Here is a 14,354-nt window from a genome sequence, read left to right as displayed (position 1 = left end):
AGGGGATACAATATGGCTTTTAAATTAGATAAATCAGCAGCTGCTTTTGCTGAGGCAAAACAATACATTCCAGGTGGTGTCAACAGTCCGGTACGTTCGTTCCGGGGGGTTGGCGGAACACCGCCCTTTATTGCCAAAGCGGCTGGCAGCAGGATCTATGATATTGATGGCAATTCTTACATTGATTATGTAGGCTCCTGGGGGCCGATGATATTGGGCCATGCCCACCCTGAAGTGACCAGCGAGCTGCGGGAGGCGCTTGAACGCGGTACCAGTTACGGTGCGCCGACACTTTTGGAGACCGAATTGGCGCGGCTGATCACCGAGGCTGTGCCGTCGATGGAACTTGTCCGCTTTGTCAACTCAGGTACTGAAGCCACTATGAGTGTTCTTAGACTGGCGCGTGCGTATACAAAACGCAGCAAAATTGTCAAATTTGCCGGCTGTTATCACGGGCACCATGACAGTCTATTGGTAAAAGCCGGGTCGGGTGCTTTGACGCTGGGTGTGCCTGATAGCCCTGGTGTACCGGAGAGTATTGCCGGCAATACCCTCACTGTCGAATATAATGATGTCAAGGGATTGACGCAGGTATTTGAGCAGCATGGGGAAGATATTGCCGCTGTAATTATCGAGCCGGTGCCAGGTAATATGGGGCTGGTTTTGCCCCGATCTGGTTATCTGGATAAAGTCCGGGAAATTACCGAAGGGTATGGAACACTCCTGATTTTTGACGAGGTCATGTCAGGTTTCCGCGTGGCTTACGGCGGTGCACAGGAGGTATATAATATTACACCAGACCTTACTTGTCTGGGGAAAGTAATTGGCGGAGGATTACCTGTTGGTGCCTACGGCGGGCGGCGGGATATTATGGAACAGATTGCTCCGGCCGGTCCTGTATACCAGGCTGGAACATTGAGCGGTAACCCGCTTGCTATGACAGCCGGACTTGCGACTTTGCGATTGTTATCTGAGACTGCAGATTTTTACGAAAAACTGATAACGATGACTGCCGCGCTGTGTGCTGGGGTTCAGGCGCAAGCTGAGTCTTATGGATTTAAATTCCAGTTCCATCAGGCTGGCACTATGTTTGGTTTGTTCTTCAGTGAAAAACCGGTATATGATTATGAAAGTGCCAAGAAGTCAGATATTGCAGCCTTCAATGTCTTTTTTCATGCTATGCTTGAACAGGGGGTTTATCTGGCGCCATCTCAGTTTGAGGCTGCCTTCATGTCTGGTGCTCACACTCACACCGACATCGGTGCAACCATTGCAGCCAGTGGCAATGCTTTTGCGAAAGTCGCTGAATACTATCGGCAGAATAAGCGCTAATAAAAAGTACTCCCTGTGTACACAGTTACACAGGGAGTACTTTTTATGGCGGATTTTGTAGAAATATACGAGAACTTGCGTCAGGTTTTTTCTTACATGCAGTCGAGTTTAACTTTACATTTTCCCTGATAAGTATGATAATATATTACTAGAATACACTAATCTGCTCCTGGATTGCAAAGGAGTTTGGGCAATGAGTGCAATAAACCGCGTGCATGCTGCCAGAGTGTGGGGGGACTCCGCCTCTCAGCTGCAGATTGTCACTAGGCGAATAAGTACTATTTCGGCAATGTTTACACTGGTGGCTACAGTGCTCAATCCGAGTACGCACTGGGCTCTTATTGTCGTGATGTCTGTTATTTATGTCATTTATAATACAGCCTTAAGCTGGCGGCGGAGTAAGCCTCAATTGGGTGAGCTTATGGTAAATCTCGCGCTGTGCGCGGGGCTTACTATTGTTGGGGCTGTGTATAGTAATGTCTTATATCACCTGCTTTTACTGCGGATGGTGCTAAAGGTAGGGCGTGATCGTGCTATGCGCATGGCAGTGGCTGTTTCCTTCGTGTATTTGGCAGCCAACATGATTAAGGTTGACTCTGTGGCAGCTGCCTTTCTACTGGAGACAATCTACAATGTGATTGGATTTGCTGTTTTATCATTTACTGCCGTATATATGCACAATGTCATGGAAACGCAGATGCGGAATGAAGGCCAAATTGCCGAGCTTATGCGGCAAAACGCCCATCATTATCAGATGGCGCATACTGATGGTTTGACAGGACTCCTCAACCACCGGGCCTATTTGGAAAAAACAGCCGATTTACCCCAATATGTTCTGCTCATAGTTGACATTGACCACTTCAAAAAATTAAATGATACCTATGGTCATCTGTTTGGCGATCAAGTGTTGACAACCATCGGCAATATTATAAAAATGAGTATTCGCAATAAAGATATGGCATTTCGCTATGGCGGGGAGGAATTTGCTCTTGTTTTGCCAGGAACCTCGCTTGATTTGGGCCTCAAAATTGCCGAACGGTTGAGGTATCAGGTGGCTAATTGCGAATTTTTCCATAATAGCGAACAGGTAAAGGTTACCATCAGCATTGGCGTGTCACGAAAGAATCCGAGTGTCGCTTGCCAGGATGCCTTCCGCGAAGCTGACAGTGCCTTATATCGTGCCAAACGACAAGGCCGTAACCAATGTGCTGTGTTTTAGACAAAAGGGACGAATCACTTGATGTGACTCGTCCCTTTATTTATTAGTTAACCTAAGATGGCTTTTAAGTCTTCGTCTGGAGTTGTAATGGCTTGGAGACCAAACTTTTCATTAAGAACACTGAATACTCCAGGGGATACGAAGGCTGGAGCCGATGGTCCGAGACGGATGTCCTTAACGCCTAAGGCTAAAAGTGTGAGCAGGATCGCGACTGCCTTTTGTTCAAACCAGGACAGTACGAACGAGAGCGGCAGGTCGTTTACGCCACAGTTGAATACTTTGGCCAGGGCGACTGCAACTTGGATGCCAGAGTAGGCGTTGTTGCACTGACCCAGGTCAATCAGGCGGGGAATACCGTCAATGGTACCAAAATCAAGATGGTTAAAGCGGTATTTACCACAGGCTACTGTCAGGATTACGCAATCTTTCGGCACCTTTTCAGCCAGTTCGGTGTAGTAGTTGCGGCCAGGTTTAGCTCCATCGCAGCCGCCAATAAGGAAGAAGCGCTTAATTTTACCGGCTTTAACAGCGTCGACGATTTTGTCAGCCAGGCCGAGGATAGCGTTGTGATGGAACCCGGTTGTCAGGGTGTAGTCGCCAGCTTTGTCAGGCAATACAGGCAGGGCCTTGGCTTTGGCAATTACCGCTGAAAAATCGCGGTCAGTAACATGGCTGCCGCCTTGCAGGCCGGTCAGGCTGCGAGTGAAGATCCGGTCGCCATAGTTTTCGTTGGCAGTAAGCGGCATAACGCAGTTAGTGGTAACAAGAATTGCGCCAGGGAAGGCGGTAAATTCTTTACGCTGGTTCTGCCAGGCAGTACCGAAGTTACCAACAAGGTGCTTATATTTTTTGAGCTCAGGATAAGCGTGAGCTGGCAGCATCTCACCATGGGTGTAGATGTTGATGCCAGTGCCTTCGGTTTGTTTAAGCAGCTCTTCCAAGTCTAGCAGATCATGACCTGTAATTACGATGCCATGACCTGCTTTGAAACCTGTAAATACCTCGGTAGGTACAGGTGAACCAAAGCGGTCAACATGGGCTTTGTCTAACAACTCCATAACTTTGAGATTGATTTCACCACATTTTAGTACCATTTCAATATGCTTTTCCAGGCTAAAGTTTACATTAGTCAAGGTGAAGAACAGGGCATCATGGGCGAAAGCATCAACCTCTTCGTCGCGGGCGCCCAGTTCGCGGGCATGATGGGCATAGGCGGCAATGCCTTTGAGGCCGAAAATCAGGGTGTCCTGAAGGCTGGCGATATCTTCGTTCTTACCGCAGACGCCAATCTTGGTACAGCCAGCACCACCGGCCGTTTGTTCACATTGATGACAGAACATACTCATTTTTGAAATCCCCCTCGTTTTTTTGTAGCTTATGACCTAATTATAGATGGAAAATCAAAACTGGACTGTGACGTGCGTCACAGTCCAGTGTGATTTTCCTATCCTGTTATATTTCTGATATTTTTAGATCCACACTGTCACCATTCTTAACGAAGGCCGTATATTCGGTAGGCAGCCCGTTTAACAGCAGCGTTACTCTGCTGGCAGCAGGCAGGCTACGGGGATCGAAATCGGCAGCTAAGAGTACATCGCTGATTAATGGCTGATAGTCCGCAGCCGTAATCAGTTCAATGGCGCTATGGAGCGGGGCTGGTTGGCTGGATTCAGCCGGACGTCCGTCAACAAGGATAGAGTGGCGGCGGATGGGGACAGGGCAGGTGACGCCGTTAAACAACACTGTGATGGGAGCGTCAGTTTCGGTGTTAATACCCAGAATTTCTCCCAGCGTAGGGGGGGGCAGCTTGAGTGTCTCAATGGCATCTCCTGAGGCTAACAGGCTGTCAAGTGAGGCAAGCTGATGATTAATGGTGTATTTGGGCCATACTTTATAAGAACGCTTAGCCCCGTTTACCTGATAGATATGCTCGACAGGCTCAGGTTTAAGGCCAAGCTTATGGAGTGCCTGGGCAAGCGTGAGGCCTTTATGGGAATCAATCTGATCGCGGTCACGTAAAACAGTGTCAGCCGCTGCCGGTTGTCCGTTGATCGTCACCTGTGGTTCAAGCGTATAGCTTTTGCCATTGGCTTTAATGTTGACAGGTGCAGGCATAGCAGTCACATCTTTAAGCAGCGGCGCTGGGGCTGTTCCGTCAGCACCAAGTGTTACCACAAGCACATCCTGATCATTCAAGGTAGTGCTAAGCTGGACAGGTTGGCTACCCTGCAGTATTTGACCTGGGGTGCCATGGCTTCCGGCAATAAACCGGGTTTCCCCATTAACCGTGATTGTCAAACCCATGCCAGGGCGGCCACGCAGCGCCCGTATGTCAATGCCTGCAGCTAAAAGCGCGTCAGCCACTGTCAAGCGGCTTAAATTAAACAGGCGGATAGGCCTTTCATTAACTGTGATATTAACGAAGTTTAAGGCACGACCGCCTGCCAGTTTTAAAATCCCCAGCGGGGTTACGGCATCAGGTGTGCACAGCTCGGCCGGTATGCCAGTAATGCCTTCCAGAGAATCGGGACGGCGGATCGCCACTCTGGCTGACGGTATGTCAAGTGCCTGGGCAAGCGCTTCAGGCAAAAATGGCGTTAGGGCACCGCCGCCGACTAAGAGTACGGCTTGCGGGGCGGCGGTGTTAAGTGCCAGTATCTCAGTAGCAATGGCCTGGCCCAATTCAGCCACTTTAGCAGTCGTTGCATCAATAATGGTTTTAGCTGGCAGCTTGTGATCCATGCCCAACACATCGGTAAATGATAGTTTTTTATTCTTACCGCCAAGCTGGCGCTTGACAGTCTCGGCAACATTAAAGTCTAAGAGAAATTGTTGTGATATTGTTTCGGTAATTTCGTCACCGGCAAAGGGCACCATGCCATAGGCAATAACTGAACCGTCGCGGGTAATGGCCACGTCTGACGTGCCGGCGCCAACATCGACCAGTACCAGATTGAGGTGACGCATGGTTGAAGGGATGAGTACATTGATAGCGGCAATCGGTTCAAGGGTAAGAGTAGCCATTTCCAGGCCAACTGTCTGAATGGCCGACTGCAGCGAATCAATAACCTGCCGTGGCAGAAAGGTGGCGATAACTTCAATGCCAGCACGTTTGCCGCGCTGACCGACAAGGCTTTTGATGCGGGTACTGTCTAAACTAAAGTTGACAACACTATAGCCGACGCAATAATAGTCTGCTGGGTCAGGTACAGCGCCAGAGGTGGCCAGTTCGGCCTGAGCCGTCTGAATGGCAGCCAGTTCAAGTGAGCGTTCATCCTCCTGGGTCAGTGTACCGCGGGAAGCGGTTTCAAGCTCCGCAGCTGCCCGAAGCGTACACAGGGCACGGCCAGCAGCTGCCACCGCAACCTTGGTCAATGGGCCGACTGTCGCTTCCAAACGGGCTTTTACTGATGCCAATACCTCGGCTACCTCTCGCACATCATGAATTTGTCCGTCCAGCATGGCGCGGGTGTGGTGCTCTTCGCGGTCTGACGCTAAGAGTTTGATAGCGCCGTTCTCAGCCTTGCCGACCAGGCCGACGACACTTCGTGTACCGATATCTAAAGCAAAGAGAAGCTGGTTATCCATAAGTACTCCTTACGGTGGCATTTCTAAGCCGCCTAAATGTGTGTGTATGTGGGTTAATTCGCCGCGGATTTTTCTATTTCCTGTCAGGAAAGAGAAGATTGAAGTATTCTTTGCGATTTTTGTCAGGCAACCCTGGCAACATTTTTGTGTATTTGCGTTAGATTATTTGGTAAAATATAGTTTAGGTATTAGGAGAGGAGTTTACGCAAGTTGCCAACTATACATATAGTGCTTGACAGCACTGCCCATGCATCACCAGAAATGCTGGTAGCTCATCCCAATCTTCATATTGTACCACTAACAGTTATGTTGGGGGATACTGTGTGGAAGGAGCCGGAGCTGAGCAGTGCCGAGTTGTTTCGTCTTGTCAAAGAAAAAGGAATTCATCCGCGCACTTCACAACCAGCCCCTGGTGAGTTCGCCAAGGTGTTTGCTCCAGCGGCTGAAGGAAATCCGATTATTATGATTGGGGTCTCCGGCGGTTTGAGTGGTACAGTAAATGGTGCGAGGGCAGCAGCCAGAGAATTTAAAGGAAGAGAAATTTATGTAGTTGATTCTTGCACTGCTGCCATTGGCACGGTAAAATTGGCTGAAGCAGCGCTTAATATGGCGGCAGCCGGTCAGGCTGCCAGTGTCATAGCCGAGCGGCTGCAGCAGATGGCTGACGCTACTCAGACGCTGATTCTGCCTGATTCCCTGGAATATCTCCACAAGGGCGGACGGATTGGTGGGGCAGCGGCTCTGTTTGGTTCCATTTTGCAGATTAAGCCAATACTAAAGCTGCAAGATGGCAAAATACAGGTGTTTGATAAAGTACGTACTAAACCGCGTGCCGTGGCACGTATGCTCGAAGAACTGGATAAGCACGGGGAGCTCGCCTATATCGGTGTCGCCCACGGCGAAGCGCCGGTTGTTGCTGGAGAAATATATGCTACTGTATGTCAGCGTTATCCTAACATACCTGTTTCGCTGACTGGTATTGGGTCAGCGTTAAGCGCCCATCTAGGGCCAGGCGTTATTGGACTATTTTTTCAGACAAAATGTTAATCCGATGACTAACCTTCAGATGGGGCTAAAACTCCACCTGAAGCTAAGTCTACTTTATACTTTCGTAGAGGGGGTAGATGTATGCAGCCAAGTATCGATGTAATAGATGGCAAAGATTTTCGACGCATGATTGCCGGAGCGTATGGTGCCTTTATGCGCGAACATGAATATATTAACAGTTTAAATGTCTTCCCTGTTCCGGATGGTGACACTGGCACCAATATGCTGCTGACGCTTGGCGCGGTGGCCCAAGCAGTGTCTGAGGCACCAGATGAGGGAATTGGCTCGCTGTCACGCCGTGCAGCAGATAGCGCTATTATGGGCGCACGGGGTAACTCGGGCGTTATTCTGTCCCAACTCCTACGAGGTATTGCCCGGGGGCTGTCCGGTAAAGATCAAGCAACGTCGGCTGAGGTTGGCAAAGCATTTCAGTATGGCGTGCTTTATGCGTATCGTGCAGTTTCCAGACCGGTTGAAGGCACAATTCTGACAGTTGCCAAAGGTATTGCCAAAGGTACACACCGAGCCGTGCGGGAACATGCGGCATTTGCCGATATTTTGACTGAAGCCATTGGTGCTGGGCGGGAGGAGCTTAAGCGTACACCTGAACTCCTGCCGGCACTTAAGGCCGCTGGGGTAGTTGACGCCGGCGGCCAGGGCCTCATTGTATTTCTTAGCGGCTGCCTTGAGGGTTTGGAAGGACGCTTTAGCGGGCCAGAGGCCGATTTTGGCCGCACTCTTACCGTGCCAGGTATAGTGACCGAAATTAACATTTCTCACCCCTATTGCACTGAGTTTATTGTTAAACAGTTTGCGGCCGGCCTCGATGAAGTGAAGCGCCAACTGGAGCAAATGGGGGATTCCTTGGTGCTCGCGCCAGGCGAGAGTATCCTAAAGGTACATATTCATACAGCCCACCCTGGCGCTGTACTCGAGTCAGCTATTGCCTGGGGGACACTCCATGATATTAAGATTGACAATATGGCCGATCAGCATCGCAAAATAGCCGAAACCGGACCGCTGAATCCAGTTAAGGCTGAGACGGCTTTGCCTCCGGAAAGATCTGGTCTAGCGGTTATCAGTGTCGTGTCAGGAGACGGTCTTGCTGATATTATGCGCCAAATGGGCGCAGGTATCATTGTTTCTGGCGGGCAAACCATGAACCCGCCTGTAGAGGAGTTTATGGCTGCCGTTCATAATGGCCCGGCTGAAAAATACATTATTTTGCCTAATAATAAAAACATTGTGCTCGCTGTTGCCCAGGCCAAAAAACTATTAGGCGACAGAGTGGCTGTTGTGCCAACTGTCAATGTGCCACAGGGTTTGGCTGCTTTGCTGGCCTTTGATCCTAATCTCGATATTGAGGCGAATGTGGACCGGATGACCGAGGCGCAAGCAACTGTTAAATCAGGCAGTCTGACGATTGCTGTCCGCGACTCGCAGGTAGATGGCCAGACTGTGCCTGAAGGCGCGTATATTGGCGTAATCGAGGGCAGTGTGGCTGTCTGGGCTGATAGCCTGACTGGCGCGCTTACAGCACTGGTTGAACGCTTGGCCGGTCCTGAGACCGGCATTGTCAGTCTATACTATGGAGCTGAGCTGACCGCGTCTGAGGCCGAGGCGCTAGCCAGCGTGCTGCGAGAACGGCTTAACGGTGTTGAGGTCGAAGTATATTCTGGTGGGCAGCCGCACTATCAGTGTATTATCAGTGTGGAGTGAGACTGCCCCAATTGTCAGTGGTGAAATAGTAAGGGAGAGGATAAATATGCTTAGCTCACTCAGCATCAACGAATTTGCTGCGAAAATGGCTTCAGACGACGTGCCGCCAGGCGGGGGCAGCGCGGCAGCCATGTATGGTTTAATGGCAACTGCGCTCTTGGAAATGGCAGTAAACTATTCGCTAAAGAGTCCTAAGTTGGCAGAACACGATGAAGTATTGATTGTCAAACAGGCCGATTTATCCAGGCTGCATATTGAACTAACCATTCTTATTGACAGAGATGCATTGGCACTCAGAGCTCTCTTAGCTACAGCCGGGATGCCTGAATTGACGCCTGAAGCAAAGCAGGTACGCGCTGTGGCCCTGCAGAAAGCACTAAAGCAGGCAGCTGAAGTGCCGCTTGAAACAGCCAGGGCTTGTCTTGAGGTGATCGAGATTGGCAAAGCCATTGTTGACCTGGTAGACAAAATGGTTGTTAGTGATCTGATGGCAGGCGCCGCTGCCGCTCATGCTGGGATTATCGGGGGACTCTTGAGTACAGCGATAAACTTAAGTGAAATTCACGATGATACCCTTGTCAGTGGGCTGAAAGGCCAAATCTATCTGTTAAGAACAGCGGCTGATGAGCTTAGAAACGCTCTTGAGAATAGAGTGTATTGCTGTGAGCCGTTTAGTGTGATGATATAAAGAAAAGACCCTGTATACAGGTTTATAAATCTGCATGCAGGGTCTTTTCTTTGAAAGATATCGATAAACTGAGCAACCTTCTCAGGTCATCCCTTTTCTGTTTAATATTTGGGTTAATGAACTCATCTAATTTTAAAAATTAGATATGACCGTAATTGTTAAAGTAGGAATAAAAACACAAAATCATAGAAAACATTAAAGGATTTTGTGTTTTTATGGTAAATGTATTGGATATGTAATGTCATGGCTATTGAGAGTTATGATGGATGTGAGGAAGCAAGGTGCATAGACTGATGAATGTTATGGAAATAGCTGATAATATAGCCAATCAACGGCATGTTGAGGCCATGCGCCGCGGAGTGTTGCTTACTATGCCGCTGGTCGTCATAGGTGCCTTTTCTACAATGATGGCCAATGTATCTGTGATGTGGTACCAGCAAATGATGATCTTTTGCTTTGGGCCTAACTGGACAGTATTGTGGCAAGCCATTGCAAGCGCTTCCCTCAACGGCATTTCGATTTTATTAGTATTCTCGGTCAGCTACTTTCTCGCTGAGAAGCATGAGCAAGTGAGGTTCGGGCAGCTACATCCGCTAATAATTGCCCTGGTATCTTTTGCTTGTCTAATGATGCTAATGCAGCCATTCACTCATGGGGAAATTAAGGGGTTACCATTTATATGGACGGGATTAGGCGGAATTTTTTTTGCGGTTGTTACTGCGCTTACCTCGACTGAACTTTTCTTGTGGCTTTTTTCGATTAAAAAGAACACTATACGACTATTTGCCGATGTAGCCGATCCAATTTTGTCGCAGGCGTTAGCCTGTATTTTCCCGGCAACCGGAACAATATTTGCTTTTGCTTTGATCAAAATGGGGGCAGCAGATGTTAATGTGCAGGATATTCATATGCATTTTTATGCACAGGTGGAAAGTTTGTTTCAAAACATCCAGAACCCCCTGGGTGAGATCATTGTATTTAATTTGCTGGTTCACTTATTGTGGTTTTTCGGCTTACATGGCAACAGTATTATGGAGCCTGTATTACAACATATACAGTTAACCGACATTCAGGCGGCCGGTAAACTAGCCGGTGCGGGTGATCAAGCAGGTTCAGCACTAACCAAAACCTTTTTCGATGCCTTTGTATTAATCGGTGGATCTGGCTCAACAGTATGCCTCATGTTAGCCCTTTTTTTGGTTTCGAGGAGAGGCAATATGGCATGGCTGGCCAAATTATCTATTGTGCCAGCGCTCTTTAACATTAACGAATTATTGATATTTGGCCTGCCGATTGTACTCAATCCAATTTTTTTGATTCCCTTCGTGCTGGTGCCGGCAGTACTGGCTTGCGTGTCGTACTTGGCAATCAGCATGGGGTTGGTATCAATGGTAGTACAAAGTGTGCATTGGACTACGCCGCCTTTGCTCAGCGGCTATATTGCAACCAATTCATGGAGTGGAGCAGGATTGCAACTGCTAGAAGTCGCAATTGGTGCAATCATTTATTTGCCCTTTGTAATCATTAACGAAAAACAAAAAACTAGAGAAATAAGTAAGGCCTTTGATATCCTTGTAGAAGAAACGCAAACGGCTGCTCCTCAGTTTCGCAAACAACTCTTGATAAGGCGGGATGGAGTGGGAACTTTGGCTCGGCTGCTCGTTCATGATCTAAAGAGTGCATTAGCCAACGGAGAGTTCTTTCTCGAATACCAACCTCAGGTTAACCAATGCAATCGCGTTGTTGGTGTTGAAGCACTGCTACGCTGGTCTCACAAGCTGTATGGAAGAGTTCCCCCGTTGTTGACCGTCGTCGTCGCCGAGGAAGCTGGGTTAATCCAGAGTATTGGAAAGTTGGTGATTGATACTGCTTGTCACCAACTGTGCAAGTGGAAGAGTATCGGTGTAGATGGCATCCGCATGTCGATAAATGTTTCAGCAATACAACTGCAAGATCAATCTTTCGCTGATAATATCCTGGTGACAATTAGGGCTAATGCTTTGCAGCCTCAGGACATTGAAATTGAGATTACCGAAAGCATTGCTCTGAACGATGATGCAAGGACTAATTATAACCTGACAAAAATGAGGCAAGCAGGGATCAGAATTGCCATTGACGATTTTGGTATGGGACATACGTCACTCAGATATATCAAGCACTTTCCTGTGGATACGCTAAAGATTGACGGTATGTTGAGCAGAGATGTTATTCAGGATAAGAACTGTCAGGAAATCATTACTTCTATTGTTTCGCTGTGTTCTTCACTGAAAATAGATACAATCGTAGAATATGTAGAGACACAGGAGCAGCGGGATATTCTAAGAAAACTGGGGTGCATGCAATACCAGGGCTATTACTACAGTCAGCCGCTCTCATCTTCGCAGTTAGCCGACTATGTGCTCGGTCAAAATACCCCCGATTCCTGTGACGTGGCTGATGTGTCCAACTAATGTCTTTTTATTCCCTAGGTACTTGTTTCAGGCTGAGGCCGATACGCTGGCGCTGTTCGTCTACACTGATTACCATTACGTCGATGATGTCGCCTACTGAGATGACATCAATGGGGTGGCGGAAAGGCTTGTGACTGAGTTCAGAGCGGTGGATGAGTCCATTAATTTTGATGCCAATATCAACAAAGGCGCCAAAGTCGGTAACATTATGAACTGTTCCTTTAACAAGGGTGCCAGGGGTAATATCAGAAAGTTTGACGATATTCTTGCGGGTCTGGGGAGGCGGGACATCTTCGCGCGGATCACGTCCGGGTTTGGCTAAAGCGCCTAGGATATCGCGTACTGTCGGTTCACCGGCGTTGAGCTCGGCTGCCAGTCTGGCTGCATCTGCTGTAGGTGCTGTCTGTTGCAGGATTGTGAGTTTATGTTTATCGGACAAGTCTTTTAACGTGAAGCCTAGTTTGGCCAGTATGGCTTCAGCTGTAGCATAAGACTCAGGGTGAACAGGCGTATTATCTAATGGATTAGCCGCCTGGGCGATGCGTAGAAAGCCGGCACATTGGGTGTAGGCGGCAGGTCCCAGACGGGCAACCTTTAAGAGTTCTTTGCGATTTTTAAATATGCCGTTTTCAGTACGGTAGGCTACGATGTTTTTGGCAACACTGGCAGTGATGCCGGCAACATGGGTTAAAAGCGCGGGGGAAGCCGTATTAAGCTCAACGCCAACATGGTTAACGCAAGACTCTACGACATTGGATAATGTACCGCCAAGTTCTTTTTGATTTACATCATGCTGATATTGACCAACGCCGATGGACTTGGGGTCAATCTTGACCAGTTCAGCGAGCGGGTCTTGAATCCGGCGAGCGATTGACACAGCACCCCGGATGGAGACATCAAGATCAGGCAGCTCGTCTTTGGCTAGTTTGGAAGCCGAATAAACCGAGGCGCCAGCCTCATTGGCAATGACATAATGAACATTTAAATTATGGGTATTGATAAGAGTGGCAGCAAATTCTTCGGTTTCGTAAGAGGCCGTGCCGTTACCGATTGATAGTAAGGTTACGCCATGGCGTTTAATTGCGTCAAGTACCTGGCTTTCGGCTTTTTGCCTGGCGGAATCACTCATGGTAAGGTAAAGGGTATTGGTCGCAAGTACTGCCCCGGTAGGACTAACAACTGCCATTTTGCAGCCGGTGCGGTAACCGGGGTCAAGCCCCATAACGGTGTGGCCGCTGAGCGGTGCCTGGAGCAGCAGTTGGCGAAGATTAAGACCAAATACGCGGATGGCTTGTTTCTCGGCGTTTTCTGTCAGTAGGGCGCGGATTTCCCGGTCGAGCGCTGGAAACAACAGGCGTTTGTAGCCGTCAGCAATGGCTTCTTTAATAAGTTCACTAAAGATTGATTGTCCAGTAATTACCTTATGGGTAATGAGCTGAATATTTGCTTCATGGCCAGCAATCAGGTCAACCTTGAGGGTTCCTTTCGTTTCGCCACGGTTAACTGCCAGAATCCGGTGAGCCGGCATGCGTTTTACAGGCTCTCGATACTCTTTGTACATCAAAAATTCTTTGGCTTCAGCCTCAGCAACGGCAAGCTGGCTGGTGATTTCGGCTTTTTGCCACAATTCTTTACGAAGGTTTGCACGAATGTCGGCCTGCTCGCTGATTGTTTCGGCAATAATATCCTGAGCGCCGGCTAGTGCCAGCTCTGCAGTTGTTACCTCATGTTCAGCATTTATGTACTCCCCGGCCAGCTTGAGTGGGTCACCGGTAGTTAATTGCTGTGCCAACATGGTTTCTGCCAGCGGCTCAAGGCCCTTTTCGCGGGCGATTTGGGCTCTTGTTCTTTTCTTAGGGCGATAGGGCAGGTAAAGGTCTTCTAACTCTTGAAGTTTGACTGCCGACTGAATGGCTGCAGTCAGTTCTGGGGTCAGTTTGCCTTGAGTCTCAATACTGGCCAGAATTTCTTCCTGGCGCTTAATGAGGTTTCTTAAGTATTGGGTACGGTCTTCCACTGAGCGGATATGCTCTTCGTTAAGTTCGCCGGTTGCTTCTTTACGGTAACGGGCAATAAACGGGACCGTGTTGCCGTCGTCCAACAGGCTCATAGTTGCTGTTACCTGATGAGGTTTGACGCCCAGTTCGCGGGCAATAATGCCAGGGATTTCAGTAATAAGCATATATTCACCATCTTCATTCATAAGTTACTTTATTATTATAATCAGTTTGACCTGTTAGAACAATATAATTGCAGCTAATTTCAAGGGTACAGGATTATTTTTGCAGGATGCAGAAAAAGTATAGGGAGA

General features: G+C 48.5%; 9 protein-coding genes. 6 read left to right on the top strand and 3 right to left on the bottom strand.

Going from position 1 to position 14,354, the window contains the following annotated elements; all coding sequences use genetic code 11:
• Positions 1-12 precede the first annotated feature (12 nt).
• Together hemL and B9A22_RS21470 are read left to right on the top strand one after the other, a co-directional pair.
• The gene (hemL, locus tag B9A22_RS21475) at positions 13-1,332 is read left to right on the top strand and encodes a glutamate-1-semialdehyde 2,1-aminomutase (protein ID WP_084577999.1); all 1,320 of its coding nucleotides are present in this window, start codon (positions 13-15) and stop codon (positions 1,330-1,332) included.
• Positions 1,333-1,525: 193 nt separating this feature from the next.
• Positions 1,526-2,551 carry a GGDEF domain-containing protein gene (locus B9A22_RS21470; protein WP_084577998.1) on the top strand — a complete coding sequence of 342 codons (1,026 nt, stop codon included), beginning with the start codon at positions 1,526-1,528 and terminating at the stop codon, positions 2,549-2,551.
• A gap of 47 nt (positions 2,552-2,598) precedes the next feature.
• On the opposite strand, the gene hcp is transcribed toward B9A22_RS21470, so the two are convergent.
• Complete coding sequence (gene hcp / locus B9A22_RS21465; RefSeq protein WP_084577997.1) at positions 2,599-3,897, bottom strand: hydroxylamine reductase; 1,299 nt, start codon at positions 3,895-3,897, stop codon at positions 2,599-2,601.
• A gap of 106 nt (positions 3,898-4,003) precedes the next feature.
• Complete coding sequence (locus B9A22_RS21460) at positions 4,004-6,139, bottom strand: cell division protein FtsA (protein WP_084577996.1); 2,136 nt, start codon at positions 6,137-6,139, stop codon at positions 4,004-4,006.
• Between the two features lie 210 nt (positions 6,140-6,349).
• Here B9A22_RS21460 and B9A22_RS21455 point away from each other — a divergent pair, with 210 nt between their 5' ends.
• The 4 genes from B9A22_RS21455 (at position 6,350) to B9A22_RS21440 (ending at position 12,043) form a co-directional block, all read left to right on the top strand.
• Positions 6,350-7,186 carry a DegV family protein gene (locus B9A22_RS21455; RefSeq protein ID WP_084577995.1) on the top strand — a complete coding sequence of 279 codons (837 nt, stop codon included), beginning with the start codon at positions 6,350-6,352 and terminating at the stop codon, positions 7,184-7,186.
• A gap of 81 nt (positions 7,187-7,267) precedes the next feature.
• Positions 7,268-8,905, top strand: coding sequence for a DAK2 domain-containing protein (locus tag B9A22_RS21450; RefSeq protein ID WP_084577994.1), 1,638 nt, complete (start codon positions 7,268-7,270; stop codon positions 8,903-8,905).
• Between the two features lie 46 nt (positions 8,906-8,951).
• Complete coding sequence (locus B9A22_RS21445) at positions 8,952-9,593, top strand: cyclodeaminase/cyclohydrolase family protein (RefSeq protein ID WP_084577993.1); 642 nt, start codon at positions 8,952-8,954, stop codon at positions 9,591-9,593.
• A gap of 281 nt (positions 9,594-9,874) precedes the next feature.
• Positions 9,875-12,043, top strand: a complete 2,169-nt coding sequence (locus tag B9A22_RS21440; protein ID WP_139796338.1) for an EAL domain-containing protein — start codon at positions 9,875-9,877, stop codon at positions 12,041-12,043.
• Between the two features lie 7 nt (positions 12,044-12,050).
• On the opposite strand, the gene B9A22_RS21435 is transcribed toward B9A22_RS21440, so the two are convergent.
• Complete coding sequence (locus B9A22_RS21435; protein WP_084578035.1) at positions 12,051-14,225, bottom strand: Tex family protein; 2,175 nt, start codon at positions 14,223-14,225, stop codon at positions 12,051-12,053.
• Positions 14,226-14,354 lie beyond the last annotated feature (129 nt).

The sequence above is a fragment of the Sporomusa malonica genome (genome assembly GCF_900176355.1).
Classification (GTDB): Bacteria; Bacillota; Negativicutes; order Sporomusales; family Sporomusaceae; genus Sporomusa; species Sporomusa malonica.
The sequence above is the reverse complement of the archived record's forward strand: the minus strand, read 5'-3'. Positions and strand labels throughout refer to the sequence as shown.